General features: G+C 35.3%; 14 protein-coding genes and 1 pseudogene. 5 read left to right on the top strand and 10 right to left on the bottom strand.

Annotated elements, in window-relative coordinates; all coding sequences use genetic code 11:
* Positions 1-28 precede the first annotated feature (28 nt).
* The 3 genes from ACGH80_RS07590 to fdnG are packed head-to-tail and all read right to left on the bottom strand — an operon-like array spanning position 29 to position 4,773.
* Positions 29-721: a formate dehydrogenase subunit gamma gene (locus tag ACGH80_RS07590; RefSeq protein WP_411630791.1), complete on the bottom strand. Its 693-nt coding sequence runs from the start codon at positions 719-721 to the stop codon at positions 29-31.
* Positions 714-1,688: a formate dehydrogenase subunit beta gene (gene fdxH, locus ACGH80_RS07585; RefSeq protein ID WP_296318094.1), complete on the bottom strand. Its 975-nt coding sequence runs from the start codon at positions 1,686-1,688 to the stop codon at positions 714-716. The genes ACGH80_RS07590 and fdxH overlap by 8 nt, the downstream gene beginning before the upstream one ends.
* 16 nt (positions 1,689-1,704) lie before the next feature.
* Positions 1,705-4,773, bottom strand: coding sequence for a formate dehydrogenase-N subunit alpha (gene fdnG / locus ACGH80_RS07580; protein WP_411630789.1), 3,069 nt, complete (start codon positions 4,771-4,773; stop codon positions 1,705-1,707).
* A 545-nt stretch (positions 4,774-5,318) separates the two neighbouring features.
* Between fdnG and ACGH80_RS07575 the strand changes: the two genes are divergently transcribed.
* Together ACGH80_RS07575 and ubiA are read left to right on the top strand one after the other, a co-directional pair.
* Positions 5,319-5,876, top strand: coding sequence for a molecular chaperone (locus tag ACGH80_RS07575; RefSeq protein ID WP_174798935.1), 558 nt, complete (start codon positions 5,319-5,321; stop codon positions 5,874-5,876).
* Between the two features lie 148 nt (positions 5,877-6,024).
* The gene (ubiA, locus tag ACGH80_RS07570) at positions 6,025-6,852 is read left to right on the top strand and encodes a 4-hydroxybenzoate octaprenyltransferase (RefSeq protein ID WP_411630787.1); all 828 of its coding nucleotides are present in this window, start codon (positions 6,025-6,027) and stop codon (positions 6,850-6,852) included.
* 175 nt (positions 6,853-7,027) lie between these two features.
* Here the strand turns inward: ubiA and rpoH are convergent, their stop codons facing one another.
* The 4 genes and pseudogenes from rpoH to ftsY form a co-directional block, all read right to left on the bottom strand.
* Positions 7,028-7,888 (bottom strand): RNA polymerase sigma factor RpoH, encoded by an 861-nt coding sequence (rpoH, locus tag ACGH80_RS07565; RefSeq protein WP_065590254.1) that lies wholly within the window; start codon positions 7,886-7,888, stop codon positions 7,028-7,030.
* 195 nt (positions 7,889-8,083) lie between these two features.
* Positions 8,084-9,052, bottom strand: a complete 969-nt coding sequence (ftsX, locus tag ACGH80_RS07560; protein ID WP_065590255.1) for a permease-like cell division protein FtsX — start codon at positions 9,050-9,052, stop codon at positions 8,084-8,086.
* Entirely contained in the window at positions 9,052-9,711 is a 660-nt protein-coding gene (gene ftsE, locus ACGH80_RS07555) for a cell division ATP-binding protein FtsE (protein WP_034911799.1), read from the bottom strand. Before ftsE ends, ftsX begins: the two co-directional genes overlap by 1 nt.
* Before the next feature lie 8 nt (positions 9,712-9,719).
* A pseudogene (gene ftsY, locus ACGH80_RS07550) lies at positions 9,720-10,643 on the bottom strand (signal recognition particle-docking protein FtsY); the annotation flags it as partial.
* A gap of 580 nt (positions 10,644-11,223) precedes the next feature.
* On the opposite strand from ftsY, the gene ACGH80_RS07545 reads away from it, so the two are divergent.
* Positions 11,224-12,405, top strand: coding sequence for an efflux RND transporter periplasmic adaptor subunit (locus ACGH80_RS07545; RefSeq protein ID WP_411630813.1), 1,182 nt, complete (start codon positions 11,224-11,226; stop codon positions 12,403-12,405).
* The gene (locus tag ACGH80_RS07540) at positions 12,377-14,374 is read left to right on the top strand and encodes a MacB family efflux pump subunit (protein ID WP_238552641.1); all 1,998 of its coding nucleotides are present in this window, start codon (positions 12,377-12,379) and stop codon (positions 14,372-14,374) included. The genes ACGH80_RS07545 and ACGH80_RS07540 overlap by 29 nt, the downstream gene beginning before the upstream one ends.
* A gap of 103 nt (positions 14,375-14,477) precedes the next feature.
* Here ACGH80_RS07540 and ACGH80_RS07535 read toward each other — a convergent pair whose 3' ends face one another.
* Both ACGH80_RS07535 and ACGH80_RS07530 read right to left on the bottom strand, forming a co-directional pair.
* Positions 14,478-15,191 (bottom strand): DsbA family protein, encoded by a 714-nt coding sequence (locus ACGH80_RS07535; RefSeq protein ID WP_065626249.1) that lies wholly within the window; start codon positions 15,189-15,191, stop codon positions 14,478-14,480.
* A gap of 14 nt (positions 15,192-15,205) precedes the next feature.
* Entirely contained in the window at positions 15,206-15,475 is a 270-nt protein-coding gene (locus tag ACGH80_RS07530; RefSeq protein ID WP_034911797.1) for a YihD family protein, read from the bottom strand.
* A 144-nt stretch (positions 15,476-15,619) separates the two neighbouring features.
* Here ACGH80_RS07530 and mobA point away from each other — a divergent pair, with 144 nt between their 5' ends.
* Positions 15,620-16,207, top strand: a complete 588-nt coding sequence (gene mobA / locus ACGH80_RS07525; protein ID WP_296302094.1) for a molybdenum cofactor guanylyltransferase MobA — start codon at positions 15,620-15,622, stop codon at positions 16,205-16,207.
* Positions 16,208-16,436: 229 nt separating this feature from the next.
* On the opposite strand, the gene ACGH80_RS07520 is transcribed toward mobA, so the two are convergent.
* Positions 16,437-17,933 carry a hypothetical protein gene (locus ACGH80_RS07520; RefSeq protein WP_411630785.1) on the bottom strand — a complete coding sequence of 499 codons (1,497 nt, stop codon included), beginning with the start codon at positions 17,931-17,933 and terminating at the stop codon, positions 16,437-16,439.
* Between the last annotated feature and the right edge of the window lie 345 nt (positions 17,934-18,278).

Below are 18,278 nucleotides of genomic sequence, written 5' to 3'. Positions count from 1 at the left end.
AAATACCATTATAGATGCAGGAAAATTACTATGCTGGTTTATGTTTAATATCTGTAGATTCTTCTTCAGATTTGGTCTTTAACCTTAGTTCATTTTGATAGATCTTTTCCATTTCTTCTTCATACCAAGTTGAATGATTTTTTTGTGCCCAAGCACGCGAAACATAGCCTGTTATCATCCCTTTAATGGAACCTTTAACCCAAATTGCCATATAAGCATGACCAATTGCAAGCAGAATTAAGCCAATTGCAGCAAGAGAATGAAGAAATATCGCAATACGGACAACTGGAACAGAAAAATTATCTGCAAAATAACGACGCCACATGATGAGACCTGTAACAAATAAAACTAAAATTAACCCCATAATGCACCAAAATAAAAACTTTTGTCCTACATTATATTTGCCTATTGGAATGCCTCTTTCTTTGCCCAAAATGACATGTTTAAAGTTTTTAATCCATAAAAGATCATTTTTATTTGGAATATTATGGTGAGCAAGTTTTATAAACATAAACATGAGTAAAACAAAAACAATGCACCCTAAAAATGGATGCAATGCTCTTACTAATTGTGGCGTACCAAGAAATAATCCAAACAGTTTTATAGATGGAAAAAATAAAGATAAGCCAGATAGTGCAGTCAGAATAAACAGACAGACCATACACCAATGACAGAAGCGAACAATAAGTGGTGTTCTTAATATCATGCTTTTCTTATCCATGATGATTCTCCTGTTGTGATAAATTAGAGTCAATTTTCTGTTCTAAAACAGGCAAGCCTAAACGCTTTCGAGCTTGTTTATCTGCTTCTTTTTCTTCTTCAATGTCATCTTCATCAACTTCAATTGCACCAACGCCCATGTAATGGAACAGCAAACCACTAAAAGTTGCCACAAATGCAGCTGCAGATAACGGTTTCCAAATACCCTTCCAAAATCTGACAATTTCACTAATTTTAGGGTTTTTTGGTAAGCCGTGATACAATTCTGGCTGATCTGCATGATGAAGAACATACATAACATGTGTTCCCCCAACTCCTTGCGGGTCATAAAGACCAGCATGTTCAAAACCACGTTTTTTCAAATCTACAATTCTGTGTTCAGCATGGCGAATCATATCTTGTTTAGTACCAAAGTGTATAGCGCCAGTAGGACAAGTTTTAACGCAGGCGGGTTCTTGACCCACAGCAACGCGATCGACACATAATGTACATTTATAGGAGTGATTATCTTCTTTACTAATTCGTGGAATATTGAACGGACAACCTGCTACACAGTAGCCACAACCAATACAGTGTTCCGATTGAAAATCAACAATACCATTAGCATATTGAATGATAGCACCTTCTGATGGGCATGCTTTCAAACAACCAGGATCAGAACAGTGCATACAGCCATCTTTACGAATTAACCATTCAAATTTTCCATTTATCTCGACTTCTGAATACCGCATTACAGTCCATGCTTTTGGCTCTAAATCGGCAGGATTATCATAAACACCAACAGTATTGCCAACTTCAGCTCGAAGGTCATTCCATTCGCTACAAGCAACCTGACATGCTTTACAACCTATACAGGTGGTTACATCAATAAGTTTTGCAACTTCTTGTTGATAGTCCCTAGCTCGTGGCGCTGGAGTTAAAGAATTGGTTGCTGAGCGGCGTATAATATCTTGAGTTTGTAATGACATAATTTATCCTCCCATCTTATGCCGCTGTAGTAACTTTTTCGATATTGACTAAGAATGATTTATATTCTGGTGTTTGTGAATTTGCATCACCTAAATGTGGCGTTAATTCATTAACCAAAAAACCTTTCTTTGTCTGACCCGTGAATCCCCATACTATTGGGATTCCAATGGTTTCGATCTCTTTACCATCAACAATTAAAGTTGGAAGACGTTTAGTCACAACTGCTTTAGCTTTAATATAACCTCGATGTGAAGTGATTTTAACCGTATCACCTAATTTGATTCCTTTTTTGAGGGCAAGATTTTCACTTAACTCAACAAATTGCTCGGGTTGAGTAATTGAAGCTAGCCTTGCGTGTTGCGTCCAAAAATGGAAATGTTCAGTGATACTATAAGTGGTACCAACATAAGGAAATTCGCTAGCATTCCCTAAGCGAACCAAATCTTCTTTAAATGCGCGGGCTACTGGGCTGCTGACTTGATTTGGATGCAATGGATTATTACTAATAGGTGTTTCAAACGGTTCATAGTGCTCTGGGAATGGCCCATCGACTAACCGATTTAAACAAAATAACCCACCTAAACCATCATTATTCATGATAAAAGCACCAGCCCCACTACTTGGTGGTAATGTTGCTGTAAAATCAGGTACATCATTGCCTACCCAACTTGAGCCATTCCATTTTACTAAAACTCGTTTAGGATCCCATGGTTTACCATTTTCATCCGTTGAAGCACGGTTATAAAGTACTCGTCGATTCATCGGCCACGACCACGCCCAACCAGCATGAACGCCTTTACCAGATGGATCGCTTGGATCACGCCTTGCCATTTGGTTACCTTGTTCTGTCCAACAACCACAGAATATCCAAATACCCGATGAGGTTGTACCATCTGCTTTTAATTGTGAAAAACCACTTAGTAATTGACCTTTTTTAAGAATAACATTGCCATTTTCGTCGGTTATATCAGCAAGTGCTCGTCCATTATAATCTTTGGCTAATTCCTCAGCCGCTGGGCCTTCTGGCTCCTTATAATCCCAAACTAAGTTTTCAATTGGCTCGTAATAAGCACCACCTTCTTCAGCATACAGCTCTTTTATTCTCAAAAAGATACGCGCAATAATTTCAGGATCATATAAAGCTTCGTAAGGCGGTCTTGCGGCTGCCCAGTGCCATTGTAGCCAGCGAGATGAGTTAACTATTGTACCGTTTTCTTCTGCAAAACAGTTTGATGGCAATCTAAATACTTCGGTTTGAATTTTGCTAGAATCTACATCATTAGATTCGCCATGGTTTTTCCAAAACTCAGCTGTTTCTGTTGGCATTGGATCAATGCTCACCAAGAATTTTAAGTTAGATAAACCTTCGCGAATACTATTTTTATCGGGAAGTGCAGCAAGTGGGTTAAAGCCCTGACAAATAAAGCCATTGGCTTGACCATCACGCATCATTTTGCTAAATCTTAAAACATCGTAGGTTTTATCCCATTTAGGTAACCAATCAAATCCCCAATCGTTATCTTTAGTCGATTTATCACCGTACATTGATTTCATAAAGCTGACAAAGAATTTTGGATAATTCCCCCAAAAATTCACTTCGCTTGGACCAAGTGGTTTTGGTGTTTTTTCATCTAGGTACTGAGTAAGTGAAACTTGAGAATCTTTTGGTAAATCAAGATAAGCAGGCAGACGATTTGATAATAAACCAACATCAGTTAAGCCTTGAATATTTGAATGTCCACGTAGTGCGTTAATACCTCCGCCCATTACGCCAATATTGCCTAAAATAAGCTGAATCATGGCAGCAGTACGGATAATTTGTGATCCATAAGTATGCTGAGTCCAACCTAATGCATATAAAAATGTGGCTGCTCTATTGTTAGTTTTAGTGCTAGCAAGTGAGCGGCAAACATGCAAAAAACCTTCGATAGGACTTCCCGTTATTTTATTTACCATTTCGGGTGTATAACGTTTGACATGCTGTTTTAATAGATTCCATACACAACGGGGATGACTTAGTGTTTTATCCCGAAGAGCATAACCGTTGTCATCCTTTTGATATGCCCAACTTGCCTGATCATACTGTTTGGTATCAGCTTCATAGCCACTAAATAGCCCTGTAGCTTCATCAAAATTAAAATCATCACGAACAATTAGGCTTGCATTACTATGAGTAACTAAGTAGTTAAAATTAACTTCGTTATTGGTAATAAGATAATTGATAATACCAAGTAGAAAAGCAATATCAGAACCTGAGCGAATAGGTACATACAAATCAGCCACTGAGGCTGTTCGATGAAAACGAGGGTCAATGGCAATCAGTTCAGCGCCATTATTAATTTTTGCTTCTATAGCCCATTTAAAACCAACCGGATGAGCTTCAGCTGCATTTCCCCCCATTACGATAACAACATTAGCATTCTTGATATCATTCCAGTTGTTAGTCATGGCGCCGCGACCAAAAGTAGCCGCTAAGCTAGATACAGAAGGACCATGACAAACTCTAGCTTGAGTTTCAAGGCTTAACATACCTAATGCGCGTGCAACTTTGAACGCTAACCAACCCGTTTCATTACTAGCCGCTGAGGTAACAAGCCAGCCTGTTGTTGTCCAGCGATTGACTGTTGTGCCTTCCGCATTTTTTTCAACAAAATTTCTATCTCGATCAGCTTTCATTAAACGAGCAATACGATCAATGGCTTCATCCCAACTTATTTGTTGCCATTTATCTGAACCAGGGGCACGGTATTCAGGATATTTAACTCGTTGTTCGCTTTTTATATAATCCAGAACACCTGCACCTTTAGGACAAAGAGAACCACGACTAACAGGATGATCGGGATCTCCTTCTACATGGAAAATAGACGATTCGGCATTTTTAGCCCCATCGCCACGGCTATATAGCAACATACCACAGCCAACAGAGCAGTAAGTACAATTGTTTCGAGTTTCTTTTGATTTCAATAATTTATATTGGCGAGTTTGAGCAAGCGCTACATTTGGAGAAAAACCAAGCGTAGCTACCGTTGTTCCAGCCATACCACCAGCACAGATCTTAAAGAACTGCCTACGGTTAAATAGCATATGGACTCCTTAAAAAGCTGACATTACGTTTTAATTTATTATATTGGAAGCGATTAACATCCTTACTAGCTGTAATGATAATCTTTAATCAAATGGAAATAAAGGGATAAACAGATATGAATTTATAAACTTTGACATATGTCAAAAAATAAAATAATGACAGCTTAATTTATGTTTAATATGCTGAAAAATTATATTAATATAAAAAAGTTTCAGGTAACACTACGTTTAAGTATAAAAATTTATAAGGCAGTTAGACAACTGACCATAAAGCGTCTAACAAATTAGTGAAAGTTATTTTTTCTTAATGATATAATTGCCATATCTCTTACCAATTGAGAAGAAATTAGTTTTTTTATGTATATTCATTACCACCGTTTCTCAAATTACTGCAAATAATGCGATTAATTTCTACAATATGGTTATTAACCATTGTTTGATATGGCTAAAAACATAAAGGAGGGTTATCATTAATACAAAAGTTCAGCAGCTCTTGTCTCTTTATTGTTTTTAGGCGCAAAAACCAAACCTTCAAGGATATTTATTTGGATAACATAACCAGAATCACATTAGCAAAACTACTTAGTACTTTTTTTTATTATCCACCAAATAATAAAGTTACTACACCATTAATACAGGCATTATTGCATATTGATGATTTAGTCAAATGGTTAAACCCTTGTATTATTTCTGAACAGTGCAATATATTAGCAAATCACATTGATGACTCAGAACTTAATTATCAGTTTTCGTTACTATTTGAAGGTCAAGGAACAATGCCTGCACCACCATGGGGATCATTTTACCTTGATAAAGAACATTTATTACTAGGCGAATCACAAGAATGCTACCGCCAATTTCTGCAGCAACATGGTTTGACACTCAATACAGGAATGAACGAACCCGAAGATCAATTTGGATTAATGCTAATGGCGTATGCCATGTTGCTTGAAAATAATAACTATACAGCAGCAAAACAGTTAATCAATGAACATTTATTGATCTGGTCTTCAACCTATTTAAAAAGACTAAAGCAAAATGAGATAAGTCCATTTTATCGGGCATTAGCTATGATTGCTGATCAATATTTGCAGATGCTTTAATTGTATTTTCTATTTTTTGAAAAAATAGTTATTTCAGGTAAATGATTATTTTACTTAATGCTGAATTGTAACTTGTCATACTGTAACATTGCAGCTTTTATCTTAATCGGTATAATCCATGCTATGCTTTTTTCAAGGTAAATAATTAATGCTAGCCTATTTACAACTAATGCGATTAGATAGACCTATTGGCTCATTGCTTTTACTCTGGCCTACCCTTTGGGCAATTTGGCTTACGGGACACCCCTCTATTTACATAACAATTATTTTTATACTTGGCGTATTTGTAATGCGCTCGGCAGGTTGCGTAGTGAATGATTATGCTGATCGTCATTTTGATGCACATGTTGAACGGACTAAAAATCGCCCACTGGCTCGTGGAGCATTGACGGAAAAGAACGCATTATGGACGTTATTTGTATTATTATTTATTGCTCTTTGCTTATTGCTAACTTTAAATAAACTATCATGGTTGATAGGTTGTTTTGCGTTGTTAACTGCGCTGATTTATCCTTTTATGAAGCGTTATACCCATTTACCTCAGATCATCTTAGGTATCGCATTTAGTTGGAGCATTCCGATGGTATATGCAGCAACTATTGAGCAGTTCCCATTAACCTGTTGGTTGCTTTTCTTTGTTAATATTTGTTGGACAATTTCCTATGACACCGAATATGCGATGGTTGATCGCAACGATGATGTAAAAATAGGTATAAAATCCACTGCCATCTTATTTGGATGTTATGATAAATTAATCATTGGATTATTACAGATAGCTTCTATTATTGGTTTATTATTGATTAGTTTAATCAACCAACTATCGTTGATAGTTTATATTGCTTTATTACTAGTTACAGCATTATTTATTTACCAACAATGGTTGATAAAAGATCGAGAAAGAAATAAATGTTTTAACGCATTTATGAATAATAATTATATCGGTTTGATTGTTTTTTTAGGCCTCTTTTCTGTTTAAAAATTAAATCACTACTATATTTACAGATTGACTCAATCGAAAATATAACTTAATCATATCTGTGCTTATTTTATATCCTTTTATTTCATAAGTTTAAGTTATAAAAAAAACCTTACTTTTTTTAAAAGTAAGGTTTAGGAAGTTAACACTAATTAAAAAATTATAAATGAAAAAATTATGCTTCAATAGCAACTCTTAACTTTTTCATTGCATTTTTTTCAAGCTGGCGGATACGCTCTGCTGAAACACTATATTTATCGGCTAAGACCTGTAAAGTTGATTTGCTTTCATCAGAATCTAACCAACGTGCTTTAATAATATCTTGGCTACGTTCATCTAATTTTAATAATGCATCATGTAGCCTATCTGTCGCATCATTTTCCCAATTATCATTTTCAATTGATTTTGAGAAATCAGAATTGCTATCTTCTAAGTAAAGTGCCGGTGCAATAATTGAATTATCATCGTCATCATTATCTATATCAAATGACATATCTTGTGCCGACATACGTGATTCCATTTCAAGTACATCTTTACGACTTACACCTAATTCATCTGCTACCATATCCACTTCTGCATTACTGAACCAACCTAAACGTTGTTTAGTCTTTCTTAGATTAAAGAATAGCTTTCTTTGTGCCTTCGTTGTTGCAACTTTAACAATACGCCAATTTTTTAATACATATTCATGGATTTCAGCTTTTATCCAATGCACAGCAAATGAGACCAAACGAACACCCATTTCAGGATTGAAACGACGTACTGCTTTCATCAAGCCAATATTACCTTCTTGAATTAAGTCAGCTTGTGGTAAACCATAACCCGAATAACCACGGGCAATATGCGCTACAAATCGTAAATGAGATAAAATTAACTGGCGAGCAGCATCTACATCATCGTGATAATAGAGTTTTTCACCTAATGATTTTTCTTCTTCTGCAGTTAACATTGGATAGGTGTTAATCATGCGAAGGTATGATTCTATATTTCCTTGTGGGATTAAAGCACCTACTTGCATTTTTAAATCAGTACTCATTTAATTCCCCCTTAAATAATAAATTTCGTTACATTAAATATGTAACAATAAAAACGTTAAACTAGCGTTTATTACAATATTAGACCAATGAATTATAAATTAGTTCACTATTTTAGCTAAAATACTTAAAATGTTTTACTTAATATTAGCCTTTTATTAAATTGATATATATCTTGGCAATTTATAGCAAAATAACTAGACAATTTGTGCTATTTTTAAGTATTTCTTAGTCGCAATCAACGATGAAAGCCACCCAATACTAGCTGTTATAAGGACAATCAATAAACTCTCATCCCATAATAGCCCTTCAATATGGATTATTGTTCCAAATGTATCAGAAACATTCAACATAATTAACTCTATTTGATAAATAAATATTTCCGATAACACTAACGCTATAATAGCGCTAATAAAACTAATAAACATTCCACTATAAAGAAAAGGACGCAAAATAAATCCTTCTGTTGCCCCAATTAATTGCATAACCATAATCGTCTGTTTTCTAGAGAATATATTTAAACGGATGCTATTACCAATCACAAGAGATACAGCTATAATCATAAATATAGAAATAATCCATACGATAGATTTAACCATATCAGTTAGTGCTGTTAAACGAGTAAACCAGCTATCATCTAATTTTATATCATCAATACCATCAATGGTAAGCAATTCTTTTTGTAATCGATGTAACACAGCTGTCTTTTTTGACTCATCTTTAGGAATAACAATTGCTACTGCAGGTAATGGATTTTCATCTAGCAAATCGAGTGCATCACTAAACCCAGACCACGTTTCGAATTCTTCTTTTGTTTCATCTTTGGAAAGATATTCAACCTGATCAACTTCATAATAAGATTTAATTTTAGCAATCAATTCTGTTGTTTGTTCTGATGTTAATTCTTTATTGATATAAACTGTCAAACTGGGAGTTGGATTCCATTGCTGTGCAGTTTGACTAGCGTTTTTCCAAAGTAAATAGCTGATAGTTGGTAAAGTAATTGAAATAGCAATAACAAAAATGGTCAGTAATGAAGCAATAATATGCTGAGAAAAGTCATTAAACGTGTTACGCCAAGCATAACCGATTTGTCTTATCCAGCGGGAGAAAAAGCTATTTTCATTCTTCTTCGATTTACTAGGTTTGATATTAGTTAAGCTCATTAATTTTTAATCTCTAAACGTCCCTGATTTAAATGCAATATTCGATGGTGCTTGCGTCGTATCAGTCCCATATTATGCGTTGCCATCAAAATCGTTACACCAGCTTGATTAAATTCTTCAAAAAGCTTTAAGATATCTTTTGATAGTTTATCATCTAAATTACCTGTGGGTTCATCAGCAAGCAAAACACTAGGACGATTAACAATAGCGCGAGCGATACCTACTCGCTGCTGTTCACCACCAGATAACTGTATTGGATAAAATTCCATCTTATTAAGTAATCCAACTTTATCCAGTGAAGCGGAAACTCTTCTTTTAATTTCTTCAGCTGGTTTACCTAAAATAATTAATGGAATAGCTACATTATCATAAACAGTGTGATCCATCAGTAATTGGTGATCTTGAAAAATCATACCAATTGTGCGACGTAGAAATGGCATCTCTTGGCGTCTTAAACTTGAAACATCAACGCCATTTAACAACACTTTGCCATCATTCGCTCTTTCTAACCCACAAATTAATCGCATTAACGTACTTTTACCAGCCCCTGAGTGTCCAGTTAAAAAAGCCATTTCACCAGGTAATAAAGTGAAGCTAATATTTTGTAGTGCTGGTTTACCGCCAGAATACACTTTACTTACACGCTGAAATTGAATCATGACACTCTCTAACCATCTGTTTCATCAAACAAAGCATTGATAAAATCATCAGCAACAAAAGGCCTTAAATCTTCAATTTTCTCCCCGACACCAATATAACGAATAGGAATATTAAACTGATCGGCAATACTAAAGATAATACCCCCTTTTGCAGTACCATCTAATTTAGTTAATGTCATCCCAGTGACACCAACAGCCTCATTAAATAGTTTGGTTTGACTAACCGCATTTTGACCAGTACCAGCATCAATAGTCAACATAATTTCATGGGGTGCTGTTTCATCGTGTTTCTTAATTACGCGTACTATTTTTTTTAACTCATCCATTAAATGAGATTTATTTTGTAAGCGCCCTGCAGTATCGGCTATTAATATATCTATTTTTTTTGCTTTTGCTGCTTGTATTGCATCATAAATGACAGAAGCGGAATCTGCATTAGTATGCTGAGCAATAACAGGGATATTATTCCGTTCTCCCCAGACTTGTAATTGCTCAACAGCCGCTGCCCGAAAGGTATCACCCGCCGCAAGCATAACCGATTTGCCTTGTTGTTGAAATTGACGAGCCAATTTGCCAATTGTTGTTGTTTTTCCAACACCATTAACACCAACCATCAATATTACAAATGGTTTATGGCTTTCTATATCAAGGGGCTTATCTACTCCATCTAAAATAGATTTCATTTCCTGTTTTAAAAGATCATGTAATGCATCAGCATCTTTTAGCTCTTTTCTCGATGCTTGTTTAGTTAAGGAATCAATAATTTTTTGGGTTGTGTCAAAACCTACATCAGCAATAAGTAACTGCTCTTCTAATTCTTCAAATAAAGCATCATCGATCCTTTTCCCTTTAAATAAACTAAGAAAACCTGAACCAATATTTTGTTTAGTCTTAAAAAGACCTTTTTTTAAACGAGAGAAAAACCCTTCTTTTTTTTGTTCAACCATAAATAATTATCCCATAACATTTTCTAAGATCATTTTATCTTATTTTAGAATAAAGCCCAATGTATTCAATAAAAGAGACCATTCTTGTTCTTTTGTCAGATTTTTTTCTAATTACAAAATGTAGAAAAACACTAGGTTGTTTACACTTCAAGTTAAAATAATCCTATAAAAACTCATAAAGTATTTTCCTCGCAATCATTTTATGCAGTTTAGCCATATTATAATAGTTAATAAATCACTTAAAAATTTGTTTTTTATTTTTGAGTTGCTAAATGTTTATTGACAATACCACATCTTCATTTGAGTACGTATCACTCTTTTTACTTTTCCACTTATTTGTGGATAGGTAGGTTTGATCAATTTTACTTTTTTTATTCATGTTTATTACAATAGTTCCTCAAATTACTATAAACAACACGAATAATTTCTATAAATTAGTTTAAAATTTAAAATTTCATAATTATTACAATTTATTAATAATAATTATCAATATCATTTTTGTTATTACGGTAAAATGTTAAAATTATAATAAGAAAATAAAGGGTGAAAAACATTGTTAAAATTAATGAAAATTAAATATTTAATTATAGCTACTATCTTCTTTACAATTATTTATATTGTATGTTTATTCATATCTCATTCAGAGCCTACAGCTAATTATATTACCTCACCAGTTACCAAAGGTAATATTGAAAAAACCGTACTAGCCGATGGAACAATTAGTGCTTTTAAACAAGTTAGTGTTGGTGCGCAGGTTTCTGGACAAATTAAAAAACTCTATGTTGAGTTGGGCGATGAAGTTAAACAAGGCGATATGATTGCTGAGATTGACGATCTTAAACAAAGCAATGATTTAAAACAATCTGAAGCGTCACTTAATAGTTTAGAGGCACAACGTGAGGCAAAAAAAGCGAGATTAGTTAACAATCAATTAACCTATGATCGCCAGTACAAACTTGTTCATAAAGGCGTTGGCATTCAATCGGATTTAGATGCGGCAAAAGCCGAACTCGATGCAATCAAAGCCGATATTGCAGCACTTGATGCTGATATCGTTAAAGCACAAATTGCAGTCGATACCGCCAAAGTTAATTTGGGATATACTAAAATTCGCTCCCCTATCGATGGAGTGATTGTTGCAATTCCAGTCAATGAAGGACAAACTGTTAACTCTGTTCAAAGTGCACCAACCATTGTTAAAGTCGCACAACTTGATAAAATGACCATTGAAGCGCAAATTTCTGAAGCCGATGTGATCAATGTAAAAAAAGGAATGCCTGTTTATTTTACTATTTTAGGTCAACCTAATAGACGCTTTGATGGTTTAACATTACGGGCTATAGAGCCTGCACCAGACTCAATTAATACTGAAACAACCTCGTCAAGCTCATCATCAACAACAAAAAGCGCAATTTATTATAATGGATTATTTGATGTAGATAATCCCGACCATGTGTTAAGAATTTCAATGACAGCGCAAGTTTATATTGTCTTGTCTGAGGCAAAAGATGTACTAACCATTCCATCTCAAGCAATTCAAAAAAAATTGGGCAATAATAAAGCCATTATTTACCTGTTAGATAAACATAATGAGTTCGAAGAACATGAAGTTACTTTGGGTATCGATAATAATGTCAATGTTGAGATAAAATCGGGGATTAAAGAGGGTGATATGGTTGTGGTCAGTGGCACTAATGGTGCTTCACTAGGTGGTAATAATGCAAGAGCCCCAAGGATTCGATTCTAATATGGTCAATAATATACCTCTTATTAAGCTTGAGAATATTGTTCGTGAATTTCCAGCAGGCGATTCAACCATACAGGTTCTTAAAAGCATAAATCTAACAATTAATGCTGGTGAAATGGTGGCGATAATTGGCGCATCAGGATCGGGTAAATCCACTTTGATGAATATTTTAGGCTGTTTAGATAAACCGACCTCGGGCACTTATTCTATTGGAGGACGCACAACAAGTGAATTGTCACCTGATGAGTTAGCTCAGTTACGCCGAGAGCATTTTGGTTTTATCTTTCAACGTTACCATTTATTAAATGCACTAACCGCACAAGGCAATGTAGAAATCCCTGCTATTTATGCTGGCGTTACCAATGAACAACGTCAAAAAAGAGCGAACGAAATTTTAACACGTTTAGGGCTTGCCGAAAAAATCCACAATAAACCTAACCAGTTATCTGGAGGTCAACAACAGCGGGTCAGTATTGCCAGAGCCTTAATTAACGGTGGACAAATCATTTTAGCTGATGAACCAACGGGAGCACTTGACCGTAAAAGTGGTTTAGAAGTGATGGCTATCTTACAAGAGTTACATCAACAAGGTCACACTGTTATTATTGTTACCCACGATTCAAATATTGCCCAAAGTGCCCAAAGGATTGTTGAAATTAGTGACGGTAATATTATTTCTGATTCTATTAACCCTAATTATCAATTTGATCAAAATGATAATCGGCAAGTTAAGCAAATCGAAGCAACCAGAACCCAAGATAATCTACTGGCAAAATATTACCGTTTTCGAGATGCTTTTAAAATGGCCATGCTATCAATGCTTTCGCAGCGATTACGGACATTTTTAACCATGTTAGGCATAATTATTGGCATTGCCTCGGTAGTCTCTGTTGTTGCATTAGGACAAGGCACAAAGCAGAAAATTTTATCTAACATTAACTCATTAGGAACTAGCACGTTAGAAATCTATGCAGGATCGGGCTTTGGTGATCGTAATGCGGATAAAATTACTACATTACGCTCATCAGACGCAGATTTTTTGGCGCAACAAAACTTTGTCCACAGTACGACCCCTAACCTTGCAACCAGTGTTTATTTCCGAATTAATAATTTAGCAGTAACTGGAACAGTAAATGGTGTAGGAGAGCAATTTTTTGCGGTTCGTGGTTACACTATTTCTCAAGGAAAATCTTTTGATGAAGCAAGTATTATTGCCTCGGCACAAGATGCAGTGATTGATGACAATACTGTTAAACGGTTATTTGCAAATCAAAACCCAATTGGAAAAATTTTAATGGTTGGACAGTTACCAGTAAGAATAATTGGTGTTGCAACTAAACAACAGCAAGGATTTGGTAGCAATGAAAGCCTGAATGTTTGGTTACCTTATACTACCGTGATTAACCGCATGGTAGGTCAAACTTCGTTAAAAAGCATTACAGTACGTGTTAAAGATAATGTTAATTTATCTGTTGCTGAACAAGCTATTAATCGAATTATGTTACAACGGCATGGTACAAAAGATTTTTTCATCTTTAATTCCGATAATATACGAGAAACAATCAACTCATCCGCTTGGGTAATGACGTTATTGGTTTCGGCTATTGCGCTGATTTCACTCGTTGTTGGCGGTATTGGTGTGATGAATATCATGTTAGTATCAGTCACAGAAAGAACTCGAGAAATTGGCGTACGAATGGCCGTTGGTGCTCGGTCAAGCGACATATTACAGCAATTTTTAATTGAAGCTGTATTAGTATGTTTAATTGGCGGAACAATAGGTATTGTACTCTCGTTTGCCATTGGCTTTATTTTTAATTCAGTTGTTACATCATTTGCAATGAATTTCTCGGCAATAGCTATTATAGCGGCATTTAGTTTCTCAAGTATAATTGGTATTATTTTTGGTTATTTCCCTGCTAGACGGGCTGCTAAACTCGATCCAATTTATGCTTTAGAGCGAGAGTAACAATTGATATAATAAAAAATCCCATTGCACAAAATGATACAATGGGATTTAAAACGTCAAAAATAAGGGATTAACTTATGTTGTTTCTAAACTTGTTAACCATTTATTTTTTATCAGAATGCGCTTTTTCTTCTATTTTTGCATTAGGATCTAACCCTGCTACAAATGCAGTAACTCTTGCATAATCATTAATAAATGCATCATCACTAGTTACATTAAGTTGATTTGCTATGATAAAAAACTTACGATTAACAATAACAGTAGGGATTGAATCTGGTTTCATCTCTTTAATCGCATCTGCTTGTTGTGCCATAAATGATTTAACCAAAAAGCTATCTTTTGTTTTATCATACACTTCATTACTAACACCTAATTTTTCAAAAACAGCTTTAATGTCATCTGCTGTTTTTATTGTTTTATCTTTTTGAACCGCATTATAAAGTGCATCTGAAGCTTTATCTTCTATACCTAGTACATTAGCCACAGCCCATGCTTGCGCAAGATCTTTAGCTAATGGTCCAAAATCTTCTAAATGGTAGCGTTTGAATTTAACACCTTCTGGTAAAGCCTTGCTAATAGTTTGAGGACCTTGATTTTGAATTTCAAATCTAAAACAGCTTGGGCAATTAAACGAAAAGAACTCAATAACTTCTTTATCTGGCGATGGATTAGTTGGTAGCGCAGCATATTGTTTACCTAATTCAATCGGCTCAAATGCATTCGCTGACGTGTCGGCTTTAGTAATAGTTGGGCTTTCATTTGCAAAACAGTTTACAGAAAAAAGCAAAATACTAATTGCGATAAGTGTTTTTTTCATTTTAATGATTCTCCTTATTCTTTTATAATCCCACGAGCTTTTAACAATGCGGTTTTAAAATCTTCTTCATAATCTTTTTTTAGACCTGGAATAACATCATTCTTATCCGAACCCCGCATTTTTAAATGATAAATTAAGACTTCATCACTCAAATCTTTTAATTCACCTTCAAAACCAGCCTCTTGACCTAATTTAGCTAAAAATTGTAATAAATTAAGATCAGAATCGCCTTCCCATGCGGGTTGCAATAATTCCATTACTTCATCAATACGATGACATTTCATAATTGTTACCTTTAGTAAATCTTCAAACCTTTCGAAGATAATGATAATTAAGCAATCATTAAAAATGATACGCTACGACTTGCAATAACTTTACTATATAGTAATGTTATTTTGTTTTTTCGCAACGTAAAAGAGAAATAATTTATGGAAAAACCCTCTATTACTGCAATCATTCTAGCTGGAGGTAAAAGTACCCGCATGAATGGCAACGACAAAGGACTGTTATTATTACATCAAAAACCACTTTATCAACATGTCATTGATTGCATCAAACCTCATGTTGATGCAATCATGATTAATTGCAATCGTCACACTGAACAATACCAAAAAGCTGGTTATCCTATATTTAGTGATGACCTAGCAGGATTTTGTGGACCATTATCGGGGATTTACAGCGGTTTATTACGCAGCAAAACCGATTGGAACTTATTTGTCAGTTGTGACACGCCTTTTTTGCCAGCTGATTTAATTGACCGTTTAGCTTTTTATACGGCAAATAACAGCGCTATTTATCCACATGATGGACAATACCACCATCCAACCATCCTACTTATTCATAAAACCGTTACTCAACAACTAAAAATCTATTTAGAGCAAGGCGAACGCAAGCTGATGCTGTTTTTAGAACAAATCAGTGCTAAATCGGTTGATTTTAGTGATAAAGCAGCTTGTTTTAGCAATATCAACACGCTAGAGGTACTTAATTCATTTAATCAGAAAGAAGATAAATAATTATTTGTTTTTTTGATATTATTTTTAAACTAAAAACTAAATAAAATCAACAAGTTTTATGATAGTTTTGTGAAAAATAATGCTTTTTTTATTGGTAAATAGAATGGGTTAGATGCGGTGGCTTTGCCACAACGGCGCAACCCTAAGGGAAACGCCCCAACTACGTGAGGACGCTATTCTTTGCAGTATTTACCTCTATTTGTACCATAACCGCCCCGCACCCCAAGGATTAAGGACTATGTACTAAAATTGGAGGTGTAGAGCAAACAGCATAAGTTCTGGCAGAAATACTAAGACCAGTGACATCGCCGAAGGCCTCGTTGACAAAGAACGAGGAATCTCTCGACCAGTAGTAGAAGCCAGAAAACCCAGCATCAGGGTAATGGAGCATGTCGCCCCACTCAGTGAAAAAACCTGCATCTATTCGACGCTGGTAATATTCAGTATATGACGACGGTATGGCGCCATCTATGCCATTTATACATGGGAAATAAGGATTTACACCACACTTCGCGTTAGTTAACTCCTTGACCTGTGGCATTTGATAACCCAAAAGATCACACCAAGATAAGTGGTGAAACTGAGTATCATGTACATTACCCCGATTGACGAACCACTGTTTCAACACAAATCCATATTTAACCACCACATTACCGCTACTATCCCTACCCTCTAGCTCAAAAGTCTGCGGCAAAGATGGCACTGTTAGTGGACGAGGATTATCTGACTGAATTTGAGTGCTATCTGGCCTAGGACCGCTTAACGTTACCCGTGTTACATTTTGCGTCCAATTAACTGTAGCTGTTATCCCTTCATGCGAGACTGGAGACCACGTCAACTGACTCGCATCGATTCCACCTATATCTAGATCAAAATACAATCCATCTGCACCCGTTGTCGGAAAATTAAGACCGTAAGAGATAGAATTTGTTGACTGAACTAAAAAACCCTTATCAGGATTCCATATGTTGGATGGGCCGGCAAATTGGTTTTCGCCCCAATTAAGATTCGGCCTTGCGTAACAAACACTAACATCGTTATTCGGATTGATATAATACACCACCGAACTACCACTAAAAGTACTACTATTCGGCACGCCATACTGGGTAACTAGACTTCCACCTGTACTACTTAATTTTATTTTATAAGGGGCATTACAATTATTTAAGGTTTCACTACGACTTACAGTGCGATCATTCTTATCAGTAATATCTACCGATATACTCCCCGTCGCCGTTACACCATTAGTACCCTGACCATCCCCATCATCATCACCCCAATTACCTCGAGTAACTAAGTCATTTAAATTCACTGTATTTGCCCCCGACGGCACCACCATATGTATATCATTAAAGGTACTTCCATTGATTAACCTTATCGGATTTGTCGAACTCGATGTATTAGTCGATGGCGTAATGGTACTCCCATCCGGCAACTCAATAGCTAATAATGTATCAGTCGTTGTTGCCTTAGTTTGCCCACCATCAAAGGTTAAATAAGGTGCGGTACCGTGAATGCGATCAGAAGTCGTGGCCGATAAGGACTGCGATTCTAAAGAGTACGGCAATAACAACAATAGCGCTAATGCCAATGGAATTTTTGAAAATAATTTTATGGATAATTTCGAAAATATAAATGAGTTTCGTGCAAAAACTCGTCGAATAAGATTATTTAATAAATTTAAAACATAGGTTTGCCAGTGCTTGTGCCTAAAACGATACTGCATTACATTCCATCCATCAAGTAAATTTATATTTTATTTCGTTTTATTATGATTATTTGCTTGTTTTATAAGCTTACCTCTATAAAATGACGAAATTATATCCGTTTAAAAAATAGTTAGCTAGTTTTTTTGGCGCGTTTTTTGTAGAAAATGTAAAGATAAAAACGATTCGCCTTTATAGATGGGTGAATTTTCTAATTAAAATAAAGTGTTAGTTTTATAAGTTTTTGGCTTTTGCGGAATGATTAATATTGCTGATAACATCTAAAACACAAACACACCCAACAGCCAAGTTTGGCGTGCTAGCTTTACTTGGTTATCGGTATATTTTGATGCTGTGATAAGGCA

This window comes from Gilliamella sp. BG1, from assembly GCF_046635625.1.
GTDB lineage: Bacteria > Pseudomonadota > Gammaproteobacteria > Enterobacterales > Orbaceae > Gilliamella > Gilliamella bombi.
Note: the sequence above shows the minus strand (reverse complement) of the source record. Positions and strands in the feature narration are given on the sequence as shown.

Coding starts and splice junctions, on each gene's coding strand:
- ACGH80_RS07590 (WP_411630791.1), bottom strand. CDS start 721: ATGGATAAGAAAAGCATGATATTAAGAACACCACTTATTGTTCGCTTC.
- fdxH (WP_296318094.1), bottom strand. CDS start 1,688: ATGTCATTACAAACTCAAGATATTATACGCCGCTCAGCAACCAATTCT.
- fdnG (WP_411630789.1), bottom strand. CDS start 4,773: ATGCTATTTAACCGTAGGCAGTTCTTTAAGATCTGTGCTGGTGGTATG.
- ubiA (WP_411630787.1), top strand. CDS start 6,025: ATGCTAGCCTATTTACAACTAATGCGATTAGATAGACCTATTGGCTCA.
- rpoH (WP_065590254.1), bottom strand. CDS start 7,888: ATGAGTACTGATTTAAAAATGCAAGTAGGTGCTTTAATCCCACAAGGA.
- ftsX (WP_065590255.1), bottom strand. CDS start 9,052: ATGAGCTTAACTAATATCAAACCTAGTAAATCGAAGAAGAATGAAAAT.
- ftsE (WP_034911799.1), bottom strand. CDS start 9,711: ATGATTCAATTTCAGCGTGTAAGTAAAGTGTATTCTGGCGGTAAACCA.
- ACGH80_RS07545 (WP_411630813.1), top strand. CDS start 11,224: ATGAAAATTAAATATTTAATTATAGCTACTATCTTCTTTACAATTATT.
- ACGH80_RS07540 (WP_238552641.1), top strand. CDS start 12,377: ATGCAAGAGCCCCAAGGATTCGATTCTAATATGGTCAATAATATACCT.
- ACGH80_RS07535 (WP_065626249.1), bottom strand. CDS start 15,191: ATGAAAAAAACACTTATCGCAATTAGTATTTTGCTTTTTTCTGTAAAC.
- ACGH80_RS07530 (WP_034911797.1), bottom strand. CDS start 15,475: ATGAAATGTCATCGTATTGATGAAGTAATGGAATTATTGCAACCCGCA.
- mobA (WP_296302094.1), top strand. CDS start 15,620: ATGGAAAAACCCTCTATTACTGCAATCATTCTAGCTGGAGGTAAAAGT.
- ACGH80_RS07520 (WP_411630785.1), bottom strand. CDS start 17,933: ATGCAGTATCGTTTTAGGCACAAGCACTGGCAAACCTATGTTTTAAAT.